Origin of the sequence: Streptomyces sp. 150FB (assembly GCF_000818195.1) — a bacterium.
In the GTDB taxonomy this organism is placed as follows: Bacteria; Actinomycetota; Actinomycetes; order Streptomycetales; family Streptomycetaceae; genus Streptomyces.
The window spans coordinates 78,391-103,322 of record NZ_JTHL01000002.1; the positions used below are offsets into that span (position 1 = coordinate 78,391).

Genomic DNA, 24,932 nt, shown 5'->3' on the forward strand with positions numbered 1-24,932 from the left:
CGGATTATGCCTCGGACAGCACCATGATGTTCGCGCCGGTACGGGGTCGTGCGCAGGATGTGAAGCGTACGGGGTCGCGGCGTGCGGAGCCGCGAGCGTGGCTTCGGTCGGTGACGTGGTTGGTCGGTGCGGGTCTGCATCCGAAGGCCGGGGCGTCGACGGTGGTCGTCGCGAGGGATCTCGCGGGGCGGATGGATTACCGGCGGGGGATCGTGCTGTACGACCTGGACGGCACGGTGGCGCGTACGGGGCTGTCGCGGGCGACGGTGAAGCGGCACGTCGCGGTGCTGCGGGAGCTGGGTGCGCTGGTGTGGCTGGTGCACGGCTCGAAGCGGAATCTTCGGATGCCGGGGCGGGCATACACGGCGACGGCGACGGTCTACGGGGCGGTGATCCCCCCGGTCTTCGATGACGCGATGGGCCACCGGCTGGCGGGGGAGGGCTACGAGGGCAGGGTGTGCGGTGTGACCGAGGCCGGCCGCGAGCGTGCGACGACAGCGTCGGCCGCACGTAGCAAGACTCGGCAGCAGGTCCGTCGGGGCCGTCGCGGTACGGATCGCCGCCGGCCGGCCGCACCGGGCGGTACGAGCCCCCAGGGGATGCCTCCTGTGGATAACTCGCCTGTGGATAACGGCAGGTCCGAGGGATGTGAGCCCCATTCTCCTGGTCGTTCCCCTTTGCTGCGGAGAGTTGATGTTGATGGGCGTAGTTACTACACCTCGCGCGAGCGCGCGACCCGCACTACATCACCCCGCCCCGACAAAACCAGCAGCAACAGCGACGGGGGCCGCCGTTCGGCCTCTCAGGTGCGGCGTGCGATGTGGATCACCCGGCAGGTACGGGCCCGCGTCAACTGGGCGCAGGGCGAGCGGCTGCGGCGCCTGGAGTTCGTACTGCGGCCCCTGACCGATGCCGGGTGGGACGCAGACACCATCGCCGCCGAGCTCCACTCCTGGATGCTGACCTGGCGCCCGGCCCGCCCGGCCAACTTCATCCGCGCGCAGCTCCTCCGGCAGTCCGCCGCCACGCATCACGCCCAGCAGCTCGAGGCGGCCGAGGGCTGGGACGAGGACGAAGCCGCCGGCGCCTTCACCGCCTCGCGCCCCGATCTCGTTCGCAGCGTCCTCGATGGGCTCGCGCAGGGCCTGAGCACCTACTCCGCCCGCCAAGCCGAGCAGGGCCTCGATGACCTCACCGGCGTTGACGCGGCCGCCGACATGGCCGCCTTCCTCGGAATGACAGGAGCCGTCGCATGATCGACACCACCCCCGCCACCAGTGCGTACAGCGGCGTCGACCTGGCCCGCGTCGCACTCCAGAACGCCCGCGCCGCCGCGAAGAACCAGCCGCAGCCCCAGCGCCGTACCGGCGCATCCGCCTCCCGGACCGCCCGCACCTCGGGACGCGAGCCGCTGCCCTTCGCCACCGCGCTGAGCCGGATGATCGCCGAGCGAGGATGGAACGTGGCCACCCGAGGCGGCAGCGTCATCGACCAATGGCCGGCCATCGCCCCCGAACTCGCCGGAAAGGTCGCGGCCATCGCGTTCGACGACCGGACCCGCACCCTGCGCCTGCGGCCGGTCTCACCCGCCTACCGCACCCAAGTCGAGCTCTACCAGCGGCAGATCACTGCGAAAATCAACGCCGCCATCGGCCAGGACACCGTCCGGCACCTGCAGATCCTCGCCCCCGGCACGGTCGACACCCCCGCCACGGCGCCGTCCCAGAAACACAGCTCGGCCCAGATTGGCACGGCCACGCCTTCCCCGGCCGGTCCGGTACGGACCCGAGAGAACGCGTCGGCCGGCTACCACCGGACCCGAGCAGAACTCCTCGCCCACAAGGCCGAGCAGCAGGTCGACCCGAAGGTCCAGGCCGCGTACGACCGGCACACCGCCAGCCCCCGTATGCGGGAGCCGCAGCACCTGTTCGGCGACGGCCAGGCAGCAGCCGAAGAACTGCGCACCAGGTTGGCGGCCATGAGGTCCGCCGCCGAGGAGGCCGAGCGGACCGCGGCCAAGGAAACCACCCACGCCCGGGCGCTGCGCCGCCTGGCGGAGGAGCGAGCCGGTCTGGTCCCGCGCGAAGCGTCGGCGTCGCTGGGCTGTACGGCGTGAGGCCGCCGATATCGACTCGATCGGGCTCGACTACTAAGTTCAGAACGGAGGTTCGAATCATGGGGTTACAAGAAGCGATCAGAAGCCTGCGATTACCGGACTGTGGGGCCCACTACGCCCCCGGTAGATGCATCGTTAGGCAACACACGCCAGCCCGCAGCGGCGGCGTGACCGCATGTTCAGCAGCAGGAGGAGAACGGTGAGCGATCGCAGCTCCATCGAATGGACCGAGGCAACCTGGAACCCGACCACCGGCTGCGACCGTGTCTCCTCCGGCTGCGACAACTGCTACGCCCTGACGCTCTCGAAACGGCTCAAGGCGATGGGCGCGGCGAAGTATCAGAACGACGGCGACCCGCGTACGTCCGGGCCTGGTTTCGACGTCACGCTCCACCCGGACGCCCTGGACGTTCCCTACGGCTGGAAGAGCCCGCGGACCGTGTTCGTGAACTCCATGAGCGATCTGTTCCACGCCCGGGTGCCTGTGGACTTCGTACGGCAGGTCTTCGAGGTGATGGCGGACACCCCGCAGCACACCTACCAGGTGCTGACCAAGCGGGCACGCCGGCTGCGGCAGGTCGCCGACCAGCTCGTGTGGCCCGCGAACCTCTGGATGGGAGTTTCCGTCGAGACGGCGAAGGAACTGCCCCGGATCGACGACCTGCGGCAGGTGCCCGCCGCAGTCCGGTTCCTCTCGTGCGAGCCGCTGCTGGGCCCGCTCGACGGACTGGACCTGGACGGCATCCACTGGGTCATCGCCGGCGGCGAGTCCGGTTCACGCCACCGGCCGATGGACGAATCCTGGGTGACACAGATCCGGGACCTGTGCCTCGAGGAGCAAGTCGCCTTTTTCTTCAAACAATGGGGCGGCCACACGCCCAAGGCCGGCGGCCGCACCCTGCAGGGCCGCACGTGGGATCAGATGCCGATGCCGATCGGTGTGTGAGCGCAGCGACAGTGTTCTTGGCGCCCCGGCCCGGTATTTCACGGGTCGGGGCGGCGCCGTGTCAGGCCTGCGGCCCGGGCCGCACGAGGATCTCCCGGATTCGTTTCTCTCCCACACCGTTGCTGGGTGTGAGCCCCCGCTCATGCAGCAGCAGGACCGCTTTGCGCGCGACCGTCTCGGGGACCTGGCCGTAGTACGCGCCGAAGATCTCCAGGGTGTGCTCGACCAGCTTCACCGGCCGGCCCGTTCGGCGCAGCAGCTGCGCCAGGTTGTCTGCGATCTCCGGGACCGCCTTCGCTTCGACTTCCTTGGGGTCCGGCCGTGAGACCGAGGTCAGGGAGAACAGCGCCAGATCGGCATCCTCCTCGCGCAGTTCGAGGGTCTTCCACCACTCGGCGCGGGCGCGGGCCGCGGTGTCGCCGAACACCCACAGTCCGTACTGGCTGCGGGTCGCGAACACCAGGTGGTACACGGGTTTCACGCTCGGCGAGTGAGCGACCGGCACCGACTGCACGAACATGCCCGTCAGCTGTTCCAGGCGCCGCCCGTACTCGGCGGCCACGGCCTCCGCAGCGTCCTCCTCAGAGCGGTCGGCGAAGTACTCACGCCACCACGGTCCGCCGCACACCTCGTCGAAGCGCTGCAGCGACCGCTCGTTGCCACGGGGGGAGCGGACATGCCCGCCCAGCCGCCTCACCGCCATCATGCTGAAGTTCATCAGCAACTCCGTGGGCGGCCAAGTCTGTTGCCGGTGCTTCGCGAGGACCTCCACCAGGCGCTCCATCGGCAGGCACAACCCGCACGGATCCAGGAACAGGAACAGCGGCACCCCCACCGCCTGGCGCACCACGTCGTCCAGGACGTCGTCGACGCCGCCCCGGCGGGCTTCGGCCTGCACCCCCTGGGCGCGGTAGCCGGAGACGACCTCCTCCAGCCGGGCGAACGACTTGGGCTGCTGCTCGACGAAGAAACACGACAGATTGAGGCCGCGCCGGCGGTGGTGCGAGGCGACCTTCAGTGCGATCTCCGCCGAGCCGGGCTCCCCGCTCTCGTAGCGGCCCTCACCGGCGTATCCGTCCAGGTACACCACCCGCTTGTCCTGTGACTGCGCCCCCGTCATCCCGCCGAACGGCGGTAGATACCGCTTGAGGAGTTCGTGCTTGAAAACGCTCGGTAATGCCTTGCCCTGCCAGTACGCCCCACTCGTGCCAGAAGACATAGCCCCCACCCTCGCCGCACATCTGTGTCGACTCCATTACAGATAGTGAACCAGGCGGTAAAGCAGGGCAACCCCCTCGTACAGGTCGGAGGGGAGGCGCTGATAGGCCCAAGGTGCGAGAGTCAGGGATGAGTGCGTGAGCGGCGAACGAAACGACCGACCCGACGCCTCACACCAGCACGGTGCCCTCCGGATCGGCCATGCTCCGTTTCGCACCGACGCGGAGTTCCGCTTCCTCATCCTGGGTGGTTGCGGTATTCCTAAGGGCCTGTAGGGTGAAAGCAAGTCAGGGGCCGTGGGCCTCTGGAAGTGGAGCCAGGTGACCTGGGGCAGACCGGGAGCCTGGCTCGGCGCATTTCTGCGGCCGTTTCAGCAGCTGGTCGGCACATTGAAGTCGAACAGCACATCCCCGAGCAGGCTGGTGTACCGCTCGTCACCCTGCCGCTGGGCGCGCACTGCGCCGGCCACGATGTCGGACACCCACAGCAGAGGCTCGTCCCGGCCGTGGATGTGATCCGCCTGGAACCGGGTCCCCTTCGGCATATTCCGGCGGGCGGCGACCACGGTGGTGATGTCGCGGGCGTTGAGCGTGCTCTCCCGGGCCTCGAGGTAGAGCTGGTCGATCCCGAAGGCGTGAAGTTCGTAGACCAGGGCCGTCAGACATTTACTGCGCGCACGCTCCTGCTTGCGCTTGGGGACAGGCACGCCGACCGAGACGATATGCAGTCCGCTCTGGGCAGCGACGAGGCGTGCCGCGTCACGGCGCTGCCGGTCATCCATCTCGGTCCAGTGGGCCTTGCTCGTGTCGCGTTGGCCCTTCAGGCCGCGCATCGCGGCGCGGGCGTCCTCGGCCGCGGCGGGCGGGATGACCGCGGCGGCCATGATGTAGAAGCCGGCGGAGGGGTGCTCGTGGAAGGACTCGTCAACCCAGGCGGGTACCGGATGGTGTGCGGGTTGGGTACGCGGACGTTCCCCCGGTACGTGCCTAATGCGTCACTTCCCTCATCGATTCCTCCGAGCGGCCGCCCCAAGTGCGGGGTCGACACTGTGCTGTTCTCCCTCTGCAACGACGGGAGTTCAGCCATACACCACGTTACGGGCGATACGGTCGAACGTTCCCCCCGCTCTCGATCAGAGCCTTCACCCGGGACCCCGCCCGCCCGGCAGAGTGTCCGAGCGATCGTCCATCCGCAGGGGGCTACGGCGAAGGGAGTCCTGATAACAACTCGACGAAGTGACCGGCTCTCGGTCTGGGACTTCGAGCCCAGACTGCCGAACCATCGACAGCGGTAGTGCACTCCTCGCGCACCAACGGCGGCGATTCGTCAGCGCGTGACGGGTCGGCGGGAATACACCAAAAACCATGATCATTAACCTTTCGGATTCGGCTGCCCCGACTGGCGCGCCATGTGTGACAGTGCAGGTCAGGATGCCTACGCGCAAGTCTGAAAACTTTCCAGAAGAATGAGTTGAGTTTCTTCCCCTGCGCGCATTCTGTCCCTTTCTACGCGCGTCCCAGCCTCTTTCATGTGCGTCCTATCCTTTTCTGGAAGTGCTTCCGCTTCTGTTTTCTGGGATTAGAATGACTGGTTTTTTTCTCTGTGGCTGATTTCGGTTGCCACCGGCGTCCGACGTGAAGGCCAGGACAGCCGTGGCGGGTCCGACATCCTTGCCCACCTCGGGCTCCAGCTCCCCACCACCGTCGTGTCCGCCAGCTCGCACGGCGCGCGGTCGGTACCGCTCTATGCCATCGAGCGAGGCGAACGCCAGGACGTGAACACCGGCCACGGCAGATTCGACGTCGGTCGTTGTCTAGGGGCGAGGGCACTTCACCCAGGTCAGACCGGTGATCCGGTGTGAGGCAAGTAAGGCGAGCGGGGCTTTGCCATGATCCAGGAAGGTGTTTCGACCGAAACGCTTTCTGCGCATGACGACGAATTCACCACCTGCTGCCCCCGAGCACCTGGCCACGGCCGCGATCGGGATCGGGCCGCCCACGGGCTCTACCTGCTGGCCCGGGACGTCGTCCGGGGCGCGCTGCGGCTGCTGCGCCCAGGCACCGGACGGTGCCGCCGCTGCTAGGCACGCCCGGCGGCCCTTGATCGCCCCTACCGCCGTGTCAGACCCGGCCGAGATGATGGACGGACGACGCCGTGACGTGGGGGGAGCGCTGTGAGTTTCACTGCCGTACACGCGGAGCGGGGCCGTCTGGACGCCTCCCTACCGGATCTCGGCTGCGGCTGGGACTGGAGTGCGATCCACCGGGTGCGGCCGCCAGCCTCCCTGGTGTGCCGGGAGTGTGGACATGGGATGCACGCCAAGGCGTCGCCCCTGGGCCTGCGGTTCTTCGCCCATGCGCCTGGGGCTCCGACGTGCACGCTGGCGGAGGAGTCCATGGCCCACCACCTGCTCAAGCTGGAGTTTGCTCAGGCGGCCCGCGCGGCCGGATGGATGGCCGAGCTGGAGGTGAGCGGGCCGGACGGTCGTTGGCGGGCGGACGTCCTCGCCTCCACGGCCAACAGCCGGCGTGTCGCCCTGGAGGCGCAGTTGGCGAGCATCACCGCCGCCGAGATTCGTGCCCGTACGCAGCGGATGGGGGCTGACGGCGTACGGGCGTACTGGTTCAGTGACCGCAACCGGATTCCCTGGCTGGGTGCCGTTCCCTCGGTGCGGCTGACCCGGCAGGGCGAGGGCCTGGTCGCCGTCGAGCCCATGGCCCGGTTCACCGGCGCCTACTGGGACCCCGAGCCGTCCATGCCGCTCTCCGAGTTCGTAGGCAGGGTCCTCACCTCGCGGTTCGTCTCGCACGCTCCACGCACGCCGCAGCGTCACGTGGTCCGGCCCGTGACGCTGCTGTGGGCCTATCCCAAGTGCGTACTGGCGGAGGCCAGGAAGCTGGGAGATGAGGAAAAACAGCAGCGCGCGGCACAGGAGGAGCAGGAGCGTGCCGAGTGGCGGGGGTACGCCCGGCAGGAGGCCGCGCTCGCTGAAAGTGCGGCGCGTTCCGACCCGGACCGGGCGGCCCTGGCCCGGCATTCCGCCCGACTGCCCGGGATCGAGCGAGCCATCGCCCAGGCCGCCGCCATGTTCCTCACCCGCATGTCTGTCGGCTGGAGTGTCGGAGACAGCCGGTACTCCAGCGGCGTCCCGCTCGTCAACGACCGCGGGGCCCTGCTGGCCGTCTTCGACCCGCTCCCGCTGGCCGGCCCCTGTCCCGACTTCCTCCTGGATGTCGGGCTGCCGATGCTCTTCCCCACGGAGGAACGACGCGAGCGCTTCGAGGAGCACCGAGCCGCTGGTGAGCGACTGCGCCGGTTGCGCCAGCAGGACATAGCCGCGGCGCCCGCCGACGACGAGTGACCGCCGCGCCCCTGCCCTCCTGTCGACGCTCCCGCAAAACTGACCCTGTACCGCTCTCGGAACCTTGACCCCCCTGATCATTTGGAGGGTGCTGAAGGTGGAGGACTGGGCAGAGATACGTCGGCTTCATCGCGCGGAGGGTGTGCCTATCAAGGAGATAGCGCGGCGGTTGGGGGTGGCCCGGAACACGGTGCGGGCTGCGTTGTCCTCAGACCGGCCGCCGAAGTACGACCGGGCTCCGCGCGGGCAGGTCGCGGACGCGTTCGAGCAGCAGATCCGGGCCCTGCTGCATGAGTGGCCCAGGATGCCGGCGCCGGTGATCGCCGAGCGGATCGGCTGGCCGTACTCGCTGCCGCCGCTGCGGAAGCGGCTCGCCTTGATCCGGCCGCAGTACGTCGGCGTCGACCCGGTCGATCGGATCGTCTACGAGCCCGGCGAGATCGCTCAGTGCGATCTGTGGTTCCCCGAGACGAGGGTGCGGGTCGCCGCAGGGCAGGAGCGGGTGCTGCCGGTGCTGGTGATGACGTTCGGGTTCTCGCGGTTCATGACCGCAACGATGATCCCGACCCGGCAGGCCGGCGACATCCTCTCAGGGATGTGGTCCCTGATCAGCGGGATCGGCAAGGTCACCAGGACCCTGGTCTGGGACCGGGAGTCGGCGATCGGCGGGACCGGGCGGGTGACCGCACCCGCGGCGGCGTTCGCCGGGACGCTGGCCACCAAGATCAAGCTCGCGCCACCCCGTGATCCGGAATACAAGGGCCTGGTGGAGCGCAACAACCAGTTCCTGGAGACCTCGTTCCTGCCGGGCCGGCAGTTCGCCTCACCGGCGGACTTCAACGACCAGCTCGGCCACTGGCTGACCAGGGCCAACTCCCGCACCGTCCGCTCCATCCAGGGCCGCCCGGTCGACCTGCTGGCCACCGACCGCCTGTCGATGCTCCCGCTGCCGCCGGTGGCCCCGCCGATCGGCCTGAACTTCCGGATCCGGCTCAGCCGGGACTACTACGTCCGCGTCGACACCGTCGACTACTCGGTCGACCCGCAGGTCATCGGCCGTTTCGTCGACGTCACCGCCTCCCCGCTGGAAGTGCTGGTCCTCTGCGAGGGCCAGGTCGTCGCCCGGCACACCAGATCCTGGGCGAAGCAGATGGTGGTCACCGACTCGCTCCACGTCGCGACCGCCGCCCGGCTGCGGCAGGCCCTGGCGCTCGACCGCGAAAGACGCGCGGCAGCCACCCGCCAGCACGCCGACGGGCACACCGTCGCGCTGCGGGCCCTGCCCGACTACGACGCCCTGTTCGGCGTCGACTTCAACCCGCCGTCCACGAAAGCGAAATGACTCCGATGACCACAGCCACCATCAAGGCCAAGCCGGCCAGTTCGACGACCGGCCCGAAGGACGGCATGCCGTCCATGCTCGCCTACCTGACCCGGGTCCTGAAGATGCCCACGGTCGGCGCCTTCTGGGAGGAGCTGGCCGAGCAGGCCCGCGACCAGAACTGGTCCCACGAGGAGTACCTGGCGGCCCTGCTGCAGCGGCAGGTCGCCGACCGGGAGTCCAAGGGCACCGTGATGCGGATCCGCACAGCCCACTTTCCGCAGGTCAAGACGCTGGAGGACTTCAACCTGGACCACCTGCCCTCGCTGCGGCGCGACGTCCTGGCGCACCTGGCGACCGGCACGTTCGTCGCGAAGGCCGAGAACGTGATCCTGCTGGGACCGCCCGGACTCGGCAAGACGCACCTGGCCATCGGGCTCGGCGTCAAGGCCACCCAGGCCGGCTACTCGGTCCTGTTCGACACCGCGAGCAACTGGATCGCCCGCCTCGCAGGAGCCCACCAGGCCGGGCGGCTCGAGTCCGAGCTGAAGAAGATCCGCCGCTACAAGTTGATCATTATCGACGAGGTGGGCTACATCCCGTTCGACCAGGACGCCGCGAACCTGTTCTTCCAGCTCATAGCCTCACGCTACGAACAGGGCTCCGTCATGGTGACCTCGAACCTGCCCTTCGGTCGGTGGGGAGAGACCTTCTCCGACGACGTCGTCGCCGCCGCGATGATCGACCGACTGGTCCACCACGCCGAGGTCCTGACTCTGACCGGAGACTCCTACCGGACCCGCCAGCGACGCGAGTTGCTGGCGCAGGAGAACCGGACCCAGCACGGCTGAACTACCAGCCCATGTCCCGGGCGACTTCCTGCTGAGCTGCGGCGATCTCCTGCGCGGTCGACCCGGTCACATCGGTGTCCGCAGCCCATTCCAGCCGCGACAGCAGATCGGCCAGGGCCTGCTTCTGAGCCGGGTGGGTGACCGGCACCGAGTCGAGATCCGTGCTCGTCAGCCAGTCGAACAACACGACGGCATCCGCACGCCACAGGCGCACCGTCACGGTCGGGAGATCGTCTTCCATGCACCAATAGTGCCTGGCGGACGGGACCGCATCGAACAAGTCGCACGACCCCGAAGGGGGTCAATTTTGCGGGACTGGTAGGTGTTCAGTTTTGCGAGAGCGTTGACACCTCCTCAGGTCGACGCTTGTCGTACGTGCCCAACGTGCCTGAACAGCCCTCGGATATCTGCAAGGCACGGGGCGTTCTGGCTACTTGCCAGACTTGTCTGACGCTTCGAAACGACCCGAGATAATCACTCCTACCGATGGATCGTTTGAGGACCAACGCACAGCCGGGCCGGTCACATGTCCGACCGGACGCACTCCTCGACGAGCACAACCACCGCGGTCGACGCCTGACTCGGCGGCCGCGCGGATACTCGTGGCCTGCGATCGGGAGGTCCAGGCCGTATACCGCCGTCCCGTATGCGGGAGTCGGAGCCGTCGGGATCGCGAGCAGGCGCTTGCCGGCTCCGTCACGCCCCCTCGTGATAGGGCCTCTCAATACCACTTCCGGGCCGTCGTTGTCCCGGCCTTCAGCACTCCGGTCGAGGTCGGGACGGAGGGACCACAGGGTCGAGACGATCCGGGCATGGCAGACACCACCCGATGGACCACCATCACCCTCCACCAAGGGCCCCTCGACGGCTCAACCACCCGTATCCGCACCCACGCCCCGCCGCGCGGCCTCGCTATCCCCTCCAGCCGGTGTACGTATCCCGGCGGTACGTGCTGGTACCAGCCCGACTACGAAGGCCGATGGGTGTGGCGCCACGATCTCCCGCCCAACCAGACCAGATAGCGCCAGTCAGGCCCCGCCGCACCTCCGCCGGCGGGGCTCACCCACGCCCGGCAACTGCACAAGAAGAGCGGGACCAGTGATCGGCGGGTTTCTAGGCCCGCGACGTGCGGTGCTTCCCTTTGTCGCCATCGGCGCGTCGGTGCCGGTGAGGCCGGCGGCCGGCCCATGCCCGGTGGAATCCGCCGGCGGTGTCAGTAGCGGGTTACACAATGCTGCGAAGTCATTCGTATGGAAGGAGCACCATGGATCGGCGCCTGATCCAGACTGCGGTTTTCGGGAGTTCGGACTCGGACGAGCCCGCTGTGTGCCCGGAGACCGTGGAGGAACTGCAGGCTTTCCGGCGAACGCACGAGAACGACAGCATCTGGTGCGGCACCAAATTCGAGGGCGGCTGCGGGCGGCGGCTGACCACCCGTCTGTGCATCGACAAGATTTGCCACTTCGCGCATTACGCTTCCGACGGATCGGGCGAGCGTTGTGGCCGCAAAACGAAGGGAAAAGACAGTGCCAACCACTTGTTCGCCAAGACTCACTTGGCGGCATGGCTGCACACACAGGGCCTGACTGCCGAGTTCAGCTACCCCGAACCCCTGGGCTCGGCCGTGCTGGTACACCTGGAGGACAGACGAATCCTCCTGGCCCACCTGGACCGTAACCGGCCTGTCAGCTGGGACGAAGGCTCCTGGGAGGTCATCCTCGGGCCCGGTGTACGGATAGCTCCGGACATCCTGGAGCGGCGCGGCTACGTGCAGCGCATCCGCTTCGAGGACCGGCCCGGCGGTGGCCGCATCATGCGGCTGGGCACGGAACTCCCGGGGCTTGGCACCACTTGGGACGGCCTGGAAGACGTCGAGCTGACATCACAGGGCCTGAACACCTCGACCAGGCCCAACGCCCTCCGCGCGCCCATGCCTGAGCCGATGGAACACGCTGAGCCGGGCGGCTGCTCGATCGTCAGCGTCGCGCCTACCCAGCCGCCGCCGGCGAGTACCGCCCGGCAGGAAGACCCTGTCAAACGAGCGCTGATGCGTCTCGACCGCGCTCTGCGAGACCAGCCGGACCATCTGTACAGCGCGGTGAGAGCAATCCAGCGGCTCCTGGAGGAAGAGAAGGCCCCGGAGAACATCGCCCGACTGCGCCTGGGACTCAACCGCGGTCAGCCCCAGCTCGAGAAGCGGGCTCACTACCGCCAAGAGGTCCTGGCGCGGTTGCGGGAACAGCCGACCTCCCTCCTCCTCGCCGAGGCCACTCAGCTGATGAGGGATCTCGACGTGACGGCCGAACAACGGGAGACGGTGCGTGCCGCGTGGGTCCGGCACCACAAGGAGCAGGACGCAGCACGCCGTGAGCAGGCCAGACTGCGCGTTGCACGCGAGGCGCAGCAGGAACAGGAGCGGCGCGCACGCACGGAACAGCAGCGGGCAGAACAACGTGAGCAGAACGAGGCCGCACGGCGCGCGTGGATGGAGCAGGCGCTGGCCGAGGAACGTGAACGGGAGGAGACCGCAGAGCGCCAAGCGCAGCGGGAGCGCGCCGAGAAGCTCGACTACCTGGCACCGTTTCTCCTCGGGGCGCTGAAGAAAGCGGCCCGTGAAAAGCGGGTCACTACCTGGGGTGAGATCCAGGACAAGACCGGGCAGCGTGAGCTGGGCCGCCTCGCCCACCAGGACAAACTGGCAATCCTGGAGACCGTGGAGAAGAAGACCCTCTCCGACGGTCCGCTGTGGTCAGCCGTCCTGGCCGCCACCGGCAGCGACGATGCGCTGCGCCTGCACCGGGACCTGTTACGACGCCTGCAGCGCCCCGCGGCGGACGACGACACCGGCCTCCTCGCCCAGATCAATACGGATTGCGCCCAGTTGAGCCGTCATTGGTAGGGGCAGGCGGTCGAGGGGCGGCGGCCGTCCCGATCCCGGCGGCCTGCTGCTCGGCCCGCAGCAGCACATCGACGCGGTCGATCGCGTCGCCAGGGATCACTTCCAGGGCCCACTTTCGGATCAGTCGGCCGACCATGTTCGGCGGCGCGGCGTCGATCTCCGCCTCGAACTCCGCACGCAGTTCGTCCGGCAGAGCGGTCCGCACGTCCTTGACGGTGAGCGGGACAACGAACCATTCACCATGCACCGCCACGGTCACTGGCCCCGGCACCGTACGGGGCCTGGACTGGCGGTCGAGTTCGGCGAAGGCCTCGTTCTGAGCCTGGAGCCGCCGGACGGTGGCTTCTTCCTCAGGGTCCGGCTCGTGCAAGGTCGGCTCAGCCATTGGTGCTTACTTCTTCTTCGGCGTGAAGCAACGCTACCGACACCACATCAGGACCGTCCGGTTTCACCCTGGTTCGTCAGTAGTGATATGGAAAGACCCGCTTCGGGGGGTCCCCGATCGCGGGCACCGGAAGGAATCACTCGACGGATACAGAAAGACATAAGGTGATCACTTTAAGCGACACCCGGGGAGGGGTCATGTCGAAGACGTGGCGCGAGGAGTACCGGACCAACCAGGCCGCGAAGCGGGCGGATCGAGTTGGAGCAATGGGAGCAGGAGAAGCGGTGGCGCGAGGAGGACCGGGCCGCGAGGCAACAGGCCGTTGCGGACAACACCCTTGCCCTGGCCTCGCACAATGAGCACCTGAGAACAGCCACCGGTGTCTCGTACCTGACCCTTGTCTGCCATGAGGACACGTGGACCTTCATGGCCGCCCGCGCCTTCGGCCAGTGGAAACCCGTCTGGACGCAGAGCACCAGGCCGTCATCGATCTTGGAAATGCTCTACGCCCCGGAGCGGCAGGAATCAACGCGTTTCACTTCGGACCCGAATCTGCCGCCAGGACGGATTAAGAAGCTCGGCACCGTCTCGGACCGCGCCGGACTGCAACAGGTACTCCTCTCCGGTCTCAACCTCACCCAGCTCCTGGGCGCGCTGCATGAGGGGACGAAGGAGAACGACACAGCGACTTCTGCTCGTTGCAGTCGGCTCTACAGCAAGCTGGTCGAGTTCGTGGAACTGGTCAACCCGGACGCCGAGGCTGGCCAAACGACGGGCGTCACGTTCCGTATCGACGACAGCGTCGACGCCACGCACGTGAGCCGCTAGACCTGTCGCGGCTGACGGCCGAAGGGGCGGCCGGCCGAGGAAACCTTCAGTCCCTGGCTTCCTGTGACGCACCCCTGAGACCGAACAGAGCTCAACGCGGTCCTGGCGTACGCCGGATCGCGCGTTGACTGTCAAGGTCGCCACGCAGGGGCGTCGTTCCTGATCACCCGGGGTGGTGCGCCGCGCGGCACTTAACTGGCAGGGGTGGATCGCGTGCAAACTCGTTGCGCCGTGTGATTAGAGTCACGTGACCGTCGGAGAGTGCAGGTCACACCCTGCGTAACGAACGGAAGATCACATTCCGCGAAGATATCGTGCCGCAGAGTTAACTAATCGGGGTCTCGGGATCGGTGTAGGAGGTGAGCGCCTTTGCTCGCCCGGCCGCAATACGCGGCTGGGGTTCGGATGGAAAAACGCGAAGGAGGGTCCGTGGGGCAACACAGGGCCTGGTACGTACTGGCACGAGTCGGTACCTACCAGTTGACGATCACCCCGCAGGCTCGCGCGGAGTCCCGCTCCGCTGTGCGCACCACACCACCGTGTTACTCGCCGCCGGCTCCGATCAAGGGGGTGTGGCAGTGAACGATTACACCGGGTCCCCCGAACGGGAACGCGACATGGCGCAGTCAGCTCTGGACGAGGAGTTCACCCTCTTCTTCGCGAAGCACAAGACCAGCTTCCTGAAGATCACCGCGAGCAAGCTCCGCAACCTCCATGACGCCGATGAGGCGCTCATGGAGGCCGCCGCCCAGATGCACAACAAGTGGCGCCGCATCAAGGCCCATCCCAACCCCGTCGCTCTCGCGTACAAGATCCTCGGTACGGCGACGACCGACTTCTACCGGCGCCGCGCTCGCCTCGCCGAGCGTGAAGTCTCCGTGCCCGGCACGGTGTACACGACGTATGCCGACAAGCCCAGCGTCGACGACCTGATGGAGATGCGCGGTTACGAAGGACTCGAGCGGGCTCTGGCCAGCCTCGGAGAACGCGCGCCTCTCCAGGCGGAATGCGTCCGGCTGCGCTTCCTCGCCGACAAGGACAATTCTGAAATCGCCGCCTACCTCACCATCACGGAAGGTGCAGCCAAAACGAACATTTCCCTCGGAATCAAGAAACTGCAAGCTCTCATGGATCTCCCCGGCCCGGGGAAAGGGGATTCCTGATGCTCGAAGAAACTCTGCGCGCCGAAGCGCAGGTACTGCACGACATGCTCGGCACCCACGACACAGCCGACTTCATGCGCCGCCTGGCTGTCCGTATCACCCAGGACACCGCCGGCGCCCCCAGAGAAAACCACGGCGACGACGGCGTGGCAGCCCTCGAGCCGGAGAACGCCACCACGGTCACAAGCCCGACACCGCCGCCCCCCTCATTCACCCCACAGCCCCACCGCTCCACCCGCCCGCATTTCCGCAAGCGCCTACGCAGACGCCCCACGCCCATCGTGACCCCCGACCCCGCCGTTCACCCCTCAAGGGTCCTCGCCCACGTCCGCGGCCTGTGCGACACCGTGCTGCGCTCCGACGACGTCGACACCCTGGTCACGTTCGACATCGACTACGACGAAACGGGGGCGAGGACCTTCGCGTGCCTCCTCTACACCATCGACCGCCTCGACAGCGCCCTGTACTGGTGGCGGTTCGCAGCCGGAGCCGGAGACCCACTGGCCGCCCATCTGCTCGCCGCCTACCACGCGGCTGTCGGCTCCGTCGCCGACGCCCGCGCATGGCGCGCCAACGCCCGCATCCTCGGCTACACCGAGCAGCACCTGCCGCGCCCCGTACGTACGAACCCCCGCGTAGCCCAGGGCGTCGCCCAAGAGGCTCTGTGCGGCGCGGAACTACGCACATTCATGGTCGACGACCATCCGGAAGCGCTCGTCCTCCACTGAGCCTTCCAGCGAAGTGAAGGCGTCGTCGTACCCACTGATTCGACGACGGCTTCACTTCACCCGCGCATGAGACCTTCTCTCTTTTCCAACAGATGAGCCCCCGGGCCCACTCCGCCATGCCCGCACACCCGAAGGAGCACGTCGTGAGCGCCGCGCCCGCCCCGCTTCCGGACACTCGGCCACGGCCTCGACTGCGGCGATGGATCGCGGCCCGACGCCGTACCGCGGCCGCGCATCTCTTCCGCGGCCTCTGCTATGGCACCGGCACCGGTGTCGTCAGCCTCGCCGTCTTCTGGATCAAGCAGCACATCTGACCACCACGCCTGAAGGCGCCCGGAGGGACTTCTCGAGAACGCCGTGATCGACGACGCCGCAGTCCCCGCCGGTCCGCCGCCGTCGCCCGGCGCCGGGGGCATGTGAAGATCCGGCCACGCGGTTACTTTGCGTCAGATTTCGGTAACTGAAGCGGATGTGTGGGTGGTTCGGGATACACAAAGGGGCTGGGCTTGGATGTCCGCCGTAAGGGGCCGGGTGCGAGCGGCCGGTTCATACAGGGGTTGGGGATGTTGTTCACCATCAATGTGGCGGTACTGCTGGCCTTCATCGTCTTCGTGCGTCTGCGCCGCCGTACGGAGGCCAGGAGCCGGTTCGACGAGAAGCTGACGGTCGTCATCGTCCTGGCGCTGGGGGTGGTCATCGCCCCGACCTCGTTCGGACAGGGGCTCCTGGACTTCCTGGGCCAGCTCATCCAGGGGATCTCGCAAGCCGCCTGGTAAAACCCCGTCACCACCGGGATGTCGATCGTTCGGGGCGGCGCCGGAAGTCGCCGCCCCGAACGTGATCACCGACCGCTCCAGCGGCCACGCCGCAGGCCCAGGGAATGGTTCAGGAGAGCGGGGAGGGCTTCCGGGGCGGTGGAAGGCGGCGGAGGATCTCCCACAGAGGCCAGCTCCCGGCCGCCCATTCGGCCAGCACGTGCCGGTCGACCAGGTGCAGGCGCTGCGATTCCGCGTACGGCGGGCACTCACTGCTGAACCGGCCGTTCGTCACGAGGACGATGACGTCCCCGCTGTGGATCTGACGGCCCGTGCCGTTGATGACGTGCAGGTCTGGTGTGCCGACCGCGAACCCGGGCGCGGGCGATCCCCGCAGTGGTTGATCAGTGGTTGATCAGCGAGTCGAAGGCGGCACGTACATTGGCCGTGGACGCTTTGACCTGCACATCCGACGAAGGACCGAGGTCACTGGTGAGATAGGTGGTGTACTTCAGGACCTCGGGGCAGCTCGTACCGCTGATCTGCACCTTGCGACTGGCCACGAGTTTCCCTGTCCGCAGCTCGTAGACCTTCACCGGGATCGCGATCTTGTGGAACGTGATGTCCTGAATGCCGCCGACCACGTGGCTGTTCACGTAGGGGCACGTCTGGACAGAGGTGCCGTCCTCCTCCTCGTCCGCGCAGACCACCAGCACGGCCTTGGCGGCATCGGTGGTCCGCCAGTTGGCGGGGAGCTTGCCCGTGAACTCGTCGTTGCCGTAAAACAACGCGCGGTTGGTTCCCTTGCGATAGGGCGCCGCGCCGCTGTACTTCGCCGGTGTGGAGCAGTAGTCGGGCTGCATGTCCGTGGAACCGTCGAGCAGGCTGCGCACGTTGGCCAGCTCGATGGTCAGCGTCGCCTTCTTGGCCCCGCTCCGGGCCTTGGCCGTACGCTGGTCATCGGGGTACTGGGTGAGCAACTGGTCATAGCGCTCACGTGCCTTCTTCCAGGCCTTGTCGGCCATGAGGGCGTCGCCACATCCGAGGAGCGCCGCAGGCGCGACCCGCGCGGCGGTGCCGGCGGACCGGTCCAGTGCGTTCCGGGTCGGCTTTCGCTCGCGGAGCCAGTCGGTGACCGCGACGGTGCCGCAGGGGTTCTTGGTCGGCAGACCGCCGAGGAATCCGTTCAGCGTCGCGTCGACCGTCTTGTCCTGGCCCGGTTCGGCGCGGACCGACGCGAGCGTGCCGAAGCCCGCCTTCAACGCGCTGGTGTCACCGGTCAGTCCGGTGGCCAGCCGCTCCGTGGCCGTCCTCAGGCGCTCGCACGCCCTCACGGCCTTGTCGCCACGGGCTGTCAGCGGGGCGTCGGCCACCCGGTCGCCCAGCCACACCCGGCCCTGTTCGTCCAACACCTGTGCGCAGTCGCCGCGTTCGCGTGCAGCGTCGACGCTGCCGTGGATCCTGGAGGCGTCATAGCGAAGGAGCCCCACGGCGAGCAGCACCGGAAGTGTGACGCAGAGCGCGACCACGCGGTGCCCTCGCACAGCGACCTGCCGAGCGCGCCCGCCCGCGAGGAACCACCCGTGCACGATGGCGGCCACCCACCAGATGAGCACGACGGCCTCGCACCACGGCTGGGCCACCGAGACGACGACGGAGACGAGCACGACGGTGCCCATCACCGCGGCCACGGCGAACTTGCGGCGCCCCAGCATCAGGTAGCCCACACCGAGCAGGGACGCGTTGCCGAGGGCTACGGCCAGCGGATCATGCGCCGTGCCCCCGGGCGGGGCCGGATCGGGCGGGACGGTGTACATCGGATCATGCATCCTGGGCTCCCCCTGTCGCGGACGGCGTGGGCCGTCGCCCATCGTCCGGCCTCGCCCCCGGGACCGGTCCCGGGACGGCTTCGCCAGCACCGTCGCCGCCCACACCGACATGCCCCCGCGCCTCCAGCCCGCAGACCTGCGCCCCCTGATGGACAACGCTCCCGACCCGACTCTGTCCTCCACCTACCTGCTCGATCCGCGCTCCCAGGTCACCGACCTCACTGGCGTGAGTGACCTCGTCCACCGCATCGAACAGTGGTGCAAGAGCGCCCACCGCGTCGACGTCGCCGCCGTGACCGGCCTGGGCGGCACGGGCAAGTCCCGCCTCCTCACCGAGGTGCTGCACCAGCTCACCAACAGCTCAGGCAATCAACGGTCGTGGACCGGTGGCTTCCTCGCCGAACACCCACACCACACCGACTACGAGATGCTCGCCACCGTCAGCTACCCACTGCTCCTGGCGGTCGACCTCGCAGAAACCCGCCTCCCCCAGATCCGCGATCTCATACGACGGATCCACCATCCGGGTCCTGCTCTTGGCCCGTGGACACGACACCTGGTGGCCGGCGCTGCGCCGCCACCTGCGCACCCGCAACGTCGGCCCGGCCGGGGACGCCTTCACCCTCACACCTGCCGACGCGCTGGAGAGCCACAGCCCGGAAGACATCTACGTAGAGGCCAAGGTCGCCTTCGCCCGCTGCATCAGGCTGCTCCAGCAAGCCGGACACGGCGACAGCACCTGGCCGGACCGAGTCGTCGCCGACACACCGCGCCTCTACGGCGCCAGTATCAAGCACGCCCCCCCGGCAGCCGGTGATCTACCACCACATCGCCGCGCTCGCCGACGTCCTTGCCCACGCCAACCCCGAATTCGCGCTGAAGGACCACCCCATGGAGGTCCTGCTCGCGAACGAAGTGGAGTACGTACGGCGCGTAGCCGAAGCCCGCCTGCCCGAAGGCACCGCCGACGACAAGCTGCTCCGTACCCTGGTCGCCGCCCAGTTCCTCGCCGGCGCGCACACCGCGCGTGCCGGCCGCGCCGCCGTCCGGGCCGGCTTCGACGTCCATCACCGCGGCTACGGGATCACCGCCCCTCCCGACGCACGCCAACTGGCCGCGCTTGACGACGTTCTGACCGCCGCCTACCCGGCCACCGACGGGGCCCACTGGGGCGCCGTCGGCGAACCACTGGCCGCCGCCTGGCTCGCCGAAGTCGAGACCGACAACGGCGAGGAATTCATCGAAGCCTTCCTGCAGCACGACTCTCTCGCCATCGAGCAACGCCACCAGACCCTCAGCACCGTCGCCCGCACCGCCCAGGATCAGCCTGGCCTCGCCGCCGGTGCCCACCGGGCCGTCGCTGCGGACCCGGAACTCCTGCTGCCCCTCGCAGTCCAGAGCGTCATCGCCGAACTCGGCAGCGACCACGCCCGCCAGTGGCTCACCAGTCTTGAACATGCCGTCGCCGACCGGGCCGCAGACCCAGACTCCGCCCCTGACACCTACGAGTGGGCCAGCAGTTTCATCAACGAAGTCCAGGAGCGCACGATCCGCGACAGCGACGACCTGGAGGAACTGATCGGCGCGCCTCTCGCCCAGGAGGCCGACGCCCCGGATCCCCCCTCCGCTGACTCGTCCTTTGTCCTGGTGAAACCGCAGGTCCACTGGCTCATCCGCCTTCTCGTTACGTTCCTCGGCGTCTGCCACCTGGGCCTGGTCGCGGCCGTCCCCTCAGCCGTTGCCCTGACCGCACCGGCTTCCGGGGACGACGGATGGGCTCTGTGGCTCTTCGTGCCAATGAACGTGGGGCTGCACCTGACCGTCGCGAGCACCTTCGGCAGTCGCCAAGTCCGTACGCTCGCGTTCTCCTGGGTCGTGCCGCTCTTCACCATCGGACTGACGACCTTGAACGGTTTCGCACTCAATCGGCACTGGCCCGCGGACTGGCCTCCACTCTGGCTCATGTGGCCGACCATCTTCGCCAGCGGCCTCACAGCCCTGACCTTCGCCTGCCGCCTCTGGTACGGCCAGCTTCAGGACACCCGGCAGACACCCGCCCCAGCAACTGCTCGCTGACCAGGCCTGCCCCGGCAGCCGCCGAACGGCAGCTCCGGGAACGACTCCAACCGGAAGCTCGTCGGCGGGAATCTGGGGCAGGTGTTCCAGGGTGTGGTGGCGGGACTTGACGACGGCCTGGTAGACCTCGGAGCGGGAGAGGATCTCATCGATGGCGGGGGAGCCGAGCCAGGACTGCAGGACGGCGGCGGGGCAGGGGTGGTGGGCGAGTCCGACGTCGCTCAGCAGCCGCAGCACACCGTCGTCTTCGTCCTCGGGAGTGGGGACGGACGCCGCCGTGTTCAGGAACCAGGCGGGACCTTGACCTCCTCGGCGACATGGGTGCTGTCCCGTTCTGGAAAGGCGGGCGGGTCGAGGCCGATAACCTGCATGACCCCGGCAGCGGAGACGCCGATCGCCTTCGATGCCGTCGCCTTTGAGCCCGTCGTGGCTTCGTGCCCGTGCATCTGCAGATTCGGATACTGATGAACCCTTGCACGCATATGGTGCGTGCCGGCGTGCTGGCGGCCGTGCTTGTCAAGGCCTGCAGCGTCGCCGGATGCACCGGACACCAGGCGCAGGACCACAGCACCGGCGCACAGCGCCAGACCACTGCGCCCCCGACGCCGAACGCCCGCACCGCTGACGCCCCGAGTCCTCAGCCCAGCTTCAGTAAGCAGCCGTTGACCGCGTGGCCCGACAAGCCCTTCACGAACAGTGCGCCCTTCCACTGGGATGGCGAGCCGGCGGCGATCGCCGCCGGCTACGCGGCGGCAGACTTCCGCGTGCAGATGCGGAACACGTGGCACCTGTCCCTGAGGAAGCACTCAGAAGAAGAAGACCTTCAGCGGAACGCCCTACCTGACCTTCACCGATGAACTCAGGAAGGGCAAGCAGTTGGAGGTCCCTCGGGGTTAGCCGGTGGGCTCGACGCGCACGACGTCCAACTCGACGCCGTCGCTGACGTCGCGCCCACCGGTGACCTCGACGGTCACGACCAGGCGGGGTCGGGCCGACGGTGCCCCGTCCTGCTCGACGGCCAGGATCGCACCCGGTTGCTGGAGCCCGGGGGCGATCTCGCCATAGGAGACCAGCGACTGCGGGTTGGCCGACGAAACGGCCCTCCCGAAGGATCCGACGAAGCGGATCGACGACGACCGCCGACGGACGGAGATCTCCTGCGCCGGGCCGGCCTCGCGGCGACCGGACGAAGCACTCGGGGCGGGGGAAGATCCGTCAAACGTTTCCGCGGGCGCCCCGCCGTCACTCAGGCGGAGGGTCGAGGTGCAAGCTCGCGCCAAGCCCCCGCTCGGCTGGCTTCTTGTTGGTCGAGGGAGGCCAGTTACCCGATTGATCGAGTGGAAGAGGAGGAACGTAGGCAGTGGCCAGCTTCCCACGGGCAGTTATCTCGTCGATTACGAGTCCATAATGGCAAGTTATAAAGTTGAAGACAGCCGGGAGCATCAGGTCACCCGGATTCGCGGACCGATGTTTATCCATGGCGGACTTGATGAGAAATGGGCCTTCTCCGTATGCTGGGCGGCTCGTTAAGAGGTCGAAAGATTCACAGCGAGTGGAGTCGACGCAGCGATCCAATGTATCCATACCATCTCCACCCGAAAAAATGACGATTGCCTCCCTTCCTTCAGATAGTTTTTTGAGGATTTTAGGGGTCACTCCGATTAGCCCAAAGGTCTCGAAGCAGAAACTCCATTCTGCGATTGACCCTGCCCTCAGCGTCGACATTTCCGACGCCTTTGGGCGTACGTTTACGCTTTCTTCCTCTGAGAGTTTCGAGATCACACCTGGGGTAGCTCCATATATTTCCAGAACTCTAGTGGGAGTGATATTTCGAGTAAAGCTAAGGCAAAAAGATGGATATCTGTTGCTGTCGATCCAGGACCATGGGGAATTACTTTTCACTCTATTCTCCCTGCGCGTCAGCCGAGTCCCGCCCCTTTCGTAGGCAGGACTCGGCGGAGCTCAACTATTAATGTTTATGCGACCACAGCTACTAGGTAGGCTTCCCCGTCCATTATGCGGCTTGTAGAGGCAAATGTCCCCAGCGCGGCTCCGGCTGCCCTGTTCTGAGGGAACGGAACGTGGCCTCGGATGCATTTCTCGTTCCCAGTTGGATTGGGGCGACCGGCCCTCGCGAAATATCCGTACGTTCCGTTGGCCTGGAGCTGCGGTACTACTTCCGCGCATAGAAGTCCCGCAGTTCCTCCCTGCTCCGTTCTTGCGAATGGATATTCGTCACAGGAGTCTTCGGAGACGGTTTCATCCGGAACGGGGATGAAGGTGTTATCTTCACACGTTGCCGTCCGGTTATTTTTGGATTGTTCATCGTCCGCTAGACGGCGAAGCGGGCTGGCCGCAGTCCCCCATGCGTCTATCAGCCTCTTTTGGGCAAAGTCATAGGTCGCGGCCGCTGCACCATATTTGGAAACAGGAAACACAACTTCAGCCTTGAAGTCTGGGTGGACGCACCCTTGCGAATTTCCTACTGCGGCATCGCAACGAACCTGGTTGGGCTCTTTCCACTCTGCTGGAGCCAGGGGGAGTCCAGCAACCGGCCAAGCCAGCATTGACATGCTCGGGGTACCCACGTGCTCGTCACCTGCCGTGACGGGCATGCTAAATTTTAGGTCTTTTGTTACCGTCTCGCCGAGGCCGACGAGCTGTGGTGTGGCCCAATCTCCCCCGACGCTGCAAGCGGTAGGTGCACAGGTTGCGTTGAACTGGGCGAGTTGCGCGGCCAGAATGGGGTTTGTTCCGACAACAGCAGTCAGTTGCACGGAAATGGTTTCATTCCACGTGGTGGAGGTCGTTGACAGAGCGTATGAGAGGTCAACAGTCCACAGCGATTCACCTATGGGAATCCCTTTTACGTCAAGCGTTGTCCCCTCTATCGTTAGCCCTTTTTCGCAGAAGCTGCCGCGATCGACTTTTCGGGTACCGGGTGTCGTGGTGCAGGTTGCATCGGCCGACGACTCGACAGACTTGGCACTCTTGACGTGAAAGCGCGCTAGGTTCTTAGCCGCTTGCCTCTTCAGAGCCGGGCTCAAATTCTTGGGTATCCCACCTGTTATTTTGGTGCAAACCTCATAGACTCCGGACGATCTCTGTTTCGAATCGGCCGGAGTTTTCCTACAGTTTTGTGTAGACTCTTTGATCTCGCTGATGGCGGTTTCCGGGGGTGGGGAGGCAGGGAGAGCGCTCGGATCGAGAGTGCCGACCAGTTTGTAACCCGCAGGCACATTGAGTGAATCGGCCGCCGTGGCCGGTGTGTTCAGCAGTCCCAGCGATGCCGCTGCTGTGAGCGAGAGTAGGATGCTCGATAAACGCTGCATATTTCTTCCAATTCTGGTCATGCGAATTCTGGTCATGCGAAAAATTCTGACGATCTTGCATGGGCACGGTAAATATAGATGTACGGACCTTCGACCGGTAGAGGTTGTTGAAAGTTGGCTGGATTAGTCGATTTTCTATCTTGTGAATTTCTTTGCGAATTTACACCCCATACACCAAAAATCCAAGAAATCAACATCATGTTGCTATTATCCGCCCTTCAGTCGTATTTTTCTGTATCGGCTCATTTGTATAAAAAATCCGCTACTTCTCCTCTCGGTTGGGTGAGGTGCGGCGACGGGAGGAAGGTCTGGGTGCGAGTCAGGAAGCCGTCGGCCACTACCGCACGCTGGCCGAGGCGCGTCTCCATCGTTAAGGTCGCGGCCTGGCTCGAAGACCTTCCGCAGTAATCCTGCAACGGCGCGCCGCCTGGCCGAAGGGGTAGGTCCTCCAGACACCGTTGCCGGTGTATACCTCTGGCCATTGCTGCCGGTGGAAGCGAACCCGACCTCCCCCTGGCAGTAACGACCGCGCCCTCTGCTGGGCCCTCAACGGGTCTGGCAGAGGGCGCTTTCGTGCGTGTGGGGTCAGTCGTCCAGGTTGATGACGAAGTCGACGACGGTGGTATCGTCCCGGCGGACGATCGGATGAGCCACCTCGACGATGCGTCCCGTATCGGCGATGTGGCGGTGGGTGTACCGCAGCACTGGGGCGCCACGATCTCCCGCCCAATCAGACCAGATAGCGCCCAGCCAGGCCCTGTCGGCGGGGCTCACCCACGCCCGGCAACAGCACGAGAAGAGCAGGACCGGTGATCGGCCCAACACCGTGGAAGATCATCTACAAGCCAACCGACTGCCGCCGCGAACGCGCCATGTCCCGCTCGCTCAGCAGCGTCCGGCATGAGAGGGCGCGCCGAGCTGTCGGTGAAGTAGGCAAATACGTCTTCGCGCCCCGGGCTGCTGACGGCCTTGCCGGCGCTGGCTACGATGCGGGCATGGACGGTTTCCGGATCACGTACACAGTTGAGTGCGCAGAGGCACTGGAGAAGCTGTCCCCTGCTCGGCGCTCGCTCCTCGAGCGGGGCCTGAAGGTCCTCGCCCGGGACCCGTACCACAAGGCCACA

The 24,932-nt window shown here is 66.6% G+C and carries 25 protein-coding genes and 1 pseudogene; 15 read left to right on the forward strand and 11 right to left on the reverse strand.

What is annotated here, in order from left to right:
- The first annotated feature begins 818 nt into the window (after positions 1-818).
- From QR77_RS47250 to QR77_RS41525, 3 genes are all read left to right on the forward strand, one after another.
- Positions 819-1,256 carry a hypothetical protein gene (locus QR77_RS47250; protein ID WP_052489857.1) on the forward strand — a complete coding sequence of 146 codons (438 nt, stop codon included), beginning with the start codon at positions 819-821 and terminating at the stop codon, positions 1,254-1,256.
- Positions 1,253-2,116, forward strand: coding sequence for a DciA family protein (locus tag QR77_RS42750; RefSeq protein ID WP_052489858.1), 864 nt, complete (start codon positions 1,253-1,255; stop codon positions 2,114-2,116). The genes QR77_RS47250 and QR77_RS42750 overlap by 4 nt, the downstream gene beginning before the upstream one ends.
- 199 nt (positions 2,117-2,315) lie before the next feature.
- Complete coding sequence (locus QR77_RS41525) at positions 2,316-3,062, forward strand: phage Gp37/Gp68 family protein (RefSeq protein WP_040029637.1); 747 nt, start codon at positions 2,316-2,318, stop codon at positions 3,060-3,062.
- Between the two features lie 61 nt (positions 3,063-3,123).
- On the opposite strand, the gene tcmP is transcribed toward QR77_RS41525, so the two are convergent.
- Positions 3,124-4,281: a three-Cys-motif partner protein TcmP gene (tcmP, locus tag QR77_RS44660; RefSeq protein WP_078877970.1), complete on the reverse strand. Its 1,158-nt coding sequence runs from the start codon at positions 4,279-4,281 to the stop codon at positions 3,124-3,126.
- Positions 4,282-4,650: 369 nt separating this feature from the next.
- On the reverse strand, positions 4,651-5,163 hold the full coding sequence (locus QR77_RS41535; RefSeq protein WP_052489859.1) for a hypothetical protein: 513 nt from the start codon (positions 5,161-5,163) through the stop codon (positions 4,651-4,653).
- Positions 5,164-6,675: 1,512 nt separating this feature from the next.
- On the opposite strand from QR77_RS41535, the gene QR77_RS42755 reads away from it, so the two are divergent.
- The 3 genes from QR77_RS42755 (at position 6,676) to istB (ending at position 9,813) form a co-directional block, all read left to right on the forward strand.
- The gene (locus tag QR77_RS42755) at positions 6,676-7,641 is read left to right on the forward strand and encodes a hypothetical protein (RefSeq protein ID WP_160311028.1); all 966 of its coding nucleotides are present in this window, start codon (positions 6,676-6,678) and stop codon (positions 7,639-7,641) included.
- Between the two features lie 88 nt (positions 7,642-7,729).
- Entirely contained in the window at positions 7,730-8,983 is a 1,254-nt protein-coding gene (istA, locus tag QR77_RS41545; protein WP_063798232.1) for an IS21 family transposase, read from the forward strand.
- A 5-nt stretch (positions 8,984-8,988) separates the two neighbouring features.
- Positions 8,989-9,813 carry an IS21-like element helper ATPase IstB gene (gene istB / locus QR77_RS41550; RefSeq protein ID WP_040029638.1) on the forward strand — a complete coding sequence of 275 codons (825 nt, stop codon included), beginning with the start codon at positions 8,989-8,991 and terminating at the stop codon, positions 9,811-9,813.
- A gap of 1 nt (position 9,814) precedes the next feature.
- Here istB and QR77_RS41555 read toward each other — a convergent pair whose 3' ends face one another.
- Positions 9,815-10,054: a hypothetical protein gene (locus tag QR77_RS41555; protein WP_040029639.1), complete on the reverse strand. Its 240-nt coding sequence runs from the start codon at positions 10,052-10,054 to the stop codon at positions 9,815-9,817.
- A gap of 571 nt (positions 10,055-10,625) precedes the next feature.
- Between QR77_RS41555 and QR77_RS46335 the strand changes: the two genes are divergently transcribed.
- Together QR77_RS46335 and QR77_RS42760 are read left to right on the forward strand one after the other, a co-directional pair.
- A complete protein-coding gene (locus tag QR77_RS46335; protein ID WP_150130632.1) occupies positions 10,626-10,835 on the forward strand; it encodes a hypothetical protein in 210 nt (69 codons plus the stop codon).
- A 242-nt stretch (positions 10,836-11,077) separates the two neighbouring features.
- Positions 11,078-12,712: a hypothetical protein gene (locus QR77_RS42760; protein WP_052489861.1), complete on the forward strand. Its 1,635-nt coding sequence runs from the start codon at positions 11,078-11,080 to the stop codon at positions 12,710-12,712.
- Here the strand turns inward: QR77_RS42760 and QR77_RS41565 are convergent.
- Entirely contained in the window at positions 12,675-13,097 is a 423-nt protein-coding gene (locus tag QR77_RS41565) for a hypothetical protein (protein ID WP_040029640.1), read from the reverse strand. The two genes, QR77_RS42760 and QR77_RS41565, sit on opposite strands and share 38 nt — an antisense overlap.
- Before the next feature lie 258 nt (positions 13,098-13,355).
- Here QR77_RS41565 and QR77_RS41570 point away from each other — a divergent pair, with 258 nt between their 5' ends.
- The 5 genes from QR77_RS41570 (at position 13,356) to QR77_RS41590 (ending at position 16,592) form a co-directional block, all read left to right on the forward strand.
- The gene (locus QR77_RS41570) at positions 13,356-13,925 is read left to right on the forward strand and encodes a hypothetical protein (protein WP_052489862.1); all 570 of its coding nucleotides are present in this window, start codon (positions 13,356-13,358) and stop codon (positions 13,923-13,925) included.
- 578 nt (positions 13,926-14,503) lie between these two features.
- Complete coding sequence (locus tag QR77_RS41575) at positions 14,504-15,088, forward strand: sigma factor-like helix-turn-helix DNA-binding protein (RefSeq protein ID WP_160311029.1); 585 nt, start codon at positions 14,504-14,506, stop codon at positions 15,086-15,088.
- Complete coding sequence (locus QR77_RS49700) at positions 15,088-15,816, forward strand: hypothetical protein (protein WP_236711249.1); 729 nt, start codon at positions 15,088-15,090, stop codon at positions 15,814-15,816. Before QR77_RS41575 ends, QR77_RS49700 begins: the two co-directional genes overlap by 1 nt.
- A gap of 143 nt (positions 15,817-15,959) precedes the next feature.
- Positions 15,960-16,130 (forward strand): hypothetical protein, encoded by a 171-nt coding sequence (locus QR77_RS41585; protein ID WP_173476488.1) that lies wholly within the window; start codon positions 15,960-15,962, stop codon positions 16,128-16,130.
- A gap of 252 nt (positions 16,131-16,382) precedes the next feature.
- Positions 16,383-16,592 carry a hypothetical protein gene (locus QR77_RS41590; RefSeq protein ID WP_040029718.1) on the forward strand — a complete coding sequence of 70 codons (210 nt, stop codon included), beginning with the start codon at positions 16,383-16,385 and terminating at the stop codon, positions 16,590-16,592.
- 109 nt (positions 16,593-16,701) lie between these two features.
- Here the strand turns inward: QR77_RS41590 and QR77_RS44665 are convergent.
- The 3 genes and pseudogenes from QR77_RS44665 to QR77_RS47255 form a co-directional block, all read right to left on the reverse strand.
- Positions 16,702-16,947, reverse strand: a pseudogene (locus QR77_RS44665) (restriction endonuclease); the annotation flags it as partial.
- Between the two features lie 28 nt (positions 16,948-16,975).
- Complete coding sequence (locus tag QR77_RS41595) at positions 16,976-18,400, reverse strand: hypothetical protein (RefSeq protein ID WP_150130633.1); 1,425 nt, start codon at positions 18,398-18,400, stop codon at positions 16,976-16,978.
- Positions 18,401-18,761: 361 nt separating this feature from the next.
- Positions 18,762-18,923 (reverse strand): hypothetical protein, encoded by a 162-nt coding sequence (locus QR77_RS47255; protein ID WP_160311030.1) that lies wholly within the window; start codon positions 18,921-18,923, stop codon positions 18,762-18,764.
- A 290-nt stretch (positions 18,924-19,213) separates the two neighbouring features.
- On the opposite strand from QR77_RS47255, the gene QR77_RS46340 reads away from it, so the two are divergent.
- Entirely contained in the window at positions 19,214-20,476 is a 1,263-nt protein-coding gene (locus QR77_RS46340; RefSeq protein ID WP_040029644.1) for a hypothetical protein, read from the forward strand.
- Between the two features lie 281 nt (positions 20,477-20,757).
- Here the strand turns inward: QR77_RS46340 and QR77_RS47260 are convergent, their stop codons facing one another.
- The gene (locus tag QR77_RS47260) at positions 20,758-20,922 is read right to left on the reverse strand and encodes a hypothetical protein (protein WP_160311031.1); all 165 of its coding nucleotides are present in this window, start codon (positions 20,920-20,922) and stop codon (positions 20,758-20,760) included.
- Here QR77_RS47260 and QR77_RS47265 point away from each other — a divergent pair.
- Positions 20,917-21,333 carry a hypothetical protein gene (locus tag QR77_RS47265; RefSeq protein WP_160311032.1) on the forward strand — a complete coding sequence of 139 codons (417 nt, stop codon included), beginning with the start codon at positions 20,917-20,919 and terminating at the stop codon, positions 21,331-21,333. The two genes, QR77_RS47260 and QR77_RS47265, sit on opposite strands and share 6 nt — an antisense overlap.
- Before the next feature lie 385 nt (positions 21,334-21,718).
- Here QR77_RS47265 and QR77_RS47270 read toward each other — a convergent pair whose 3' ends face one another.
- The 3 genes from QR77_RS47270 to QR77_RS44680 form a co-directional block, all read right to left on the reverse strand.
- A complete protein-coding gene (locus tag QR77_RS47270; protein ID WP_236711250.1) occupies positions 21,719-22,378 on the reverse strand; it encodes a DUF6461 domain-containing protein in 660 nt (219 codons plus the stop codon).
- Between the two features lie 74 nt (positions 22,379-22,452).
- On the reverse strand, positions 22,453-23,844 hold the full coding sequence (locus tag QR77_RS46350) for a hypothetical protein (RefSeq protein WP_150130635.1): 1,392 nt from the start codon (positions 23,842-23,844) through the stop codon (positions 22,453-22,455).
- 549 nt (positions 23,845-24,393) lie between these two features.
- Positions 24,394-24,582 (reverse strand): hypothetical protein, encoded by a 189-nt coding sequence (locus QR77_RS44680; RefSeq protein ID WP_236711252.1) that lies wholly within the window; start codon positions 24,580-24,582, stop codon positions 24,394-24,396.
- Positions 24,583-24,932 lie beyond the last annotated feature (350 nt).

Coding starts and splice junctions, on each gene's coding strand:
- QR77_RS47250 (WP_052489857.1), top strand. CDS start 819: ATGTGGATCACCCGGCAGGTACGGGCCCGCGTCAACTGGGCGCAGGGC.
- QR77_RS42750 (WP_052489858.1), top strand. CDS start 1,253: ATGATCGACACCACCCCCGCCACCAGTGCGTACAGCGGCGTCGACCTG.
- tcmP (WP_078877970.1), bottom strand. CDS start 4,281: ATGTCTTCTGGCACGAGTGGGGCGTACTGGCAGGGCAAGGCATTACCG.
- QR77_RS41535 (WP_052489859.1), bottom strand. CDS start 5,163: ATGGCCGCCGCGGTCATCCCGCCCGCCGCGGCCGAGGACGCCCGCGCC.
- QR77_RS42755 (WP_160311028.1), top strand. CDS start 6,676: ATGGCCCACCACCTGCTCAAGCTGGAGTTTGCTCAGGCGGCCCGCGCG.
- istB (WP_040029638.1), top strand. CDS start 8,989: ATGACCACAGCCACCATCAAGGCCAAGCCGGCCAGTTCGACGACCGGC.
- QR77_RS41555 (WP_040029639.1), bottom strand. CDS start 10,054: ATGGAAGACGATCTCCCGACCGTGACGGTGCGCCTGTGGCGTGCGGAT.
- QR77_RS46335 (WP_150130632.1), top strand. CDS start 10,626: ATGGCAGACACCACCCGATGGACCACCATCACCCTCCACCAAGGGCCC.
- QR77_RS42760 (WP_052489861.1), top strand. CDS start 11,078: ATGGATCGGCGCCTGATCCAGACTGCGGTTTTCGGGAGTTCGGACTCG.
- QR77_RS41565 (WP_040029640.1), bottom strand. CDS start 13,097: ATGGCTGAGCCGACCTTGCACGAGCCGGACCCTGAGGAAGAAGCCACC.
- QR77_RS49700 (WP_236711249.1), top strand. CDS start 15,088: ATGCTCGAAGAAACTCTGCGCGCCGAAGCGCAGGTACTGCACGACATG.
- QR77_RS41595 (WP_150130633.1), bottom strand. CDS start 18,400: ATGCATGATCCGATGTACACCGTCCCGCCCGATCCGGCCCCGCCCGGG.
- QR77_RS47255 (WP_160311030.1), bottom strand. CDS start 18,923: ATGGTGGATCCGTCGTATGAGATCGCGGATCTGGGGGAGGCGGGTTTC.
- QR77_RS47260 (WP_160311031.1), bottom strand. CDS start 20,922: ATGCACGGGCACGAAGCCACGACGGGCTCAAAGGCGACGGCATCGAAG.
- QR77_RS46350 (WP_150130635.1), bottom strand. CDS start 23,844: ATGACCAGAATTCGCATGACCAGAATTGGAAGAAATATGCAGCGTTTA.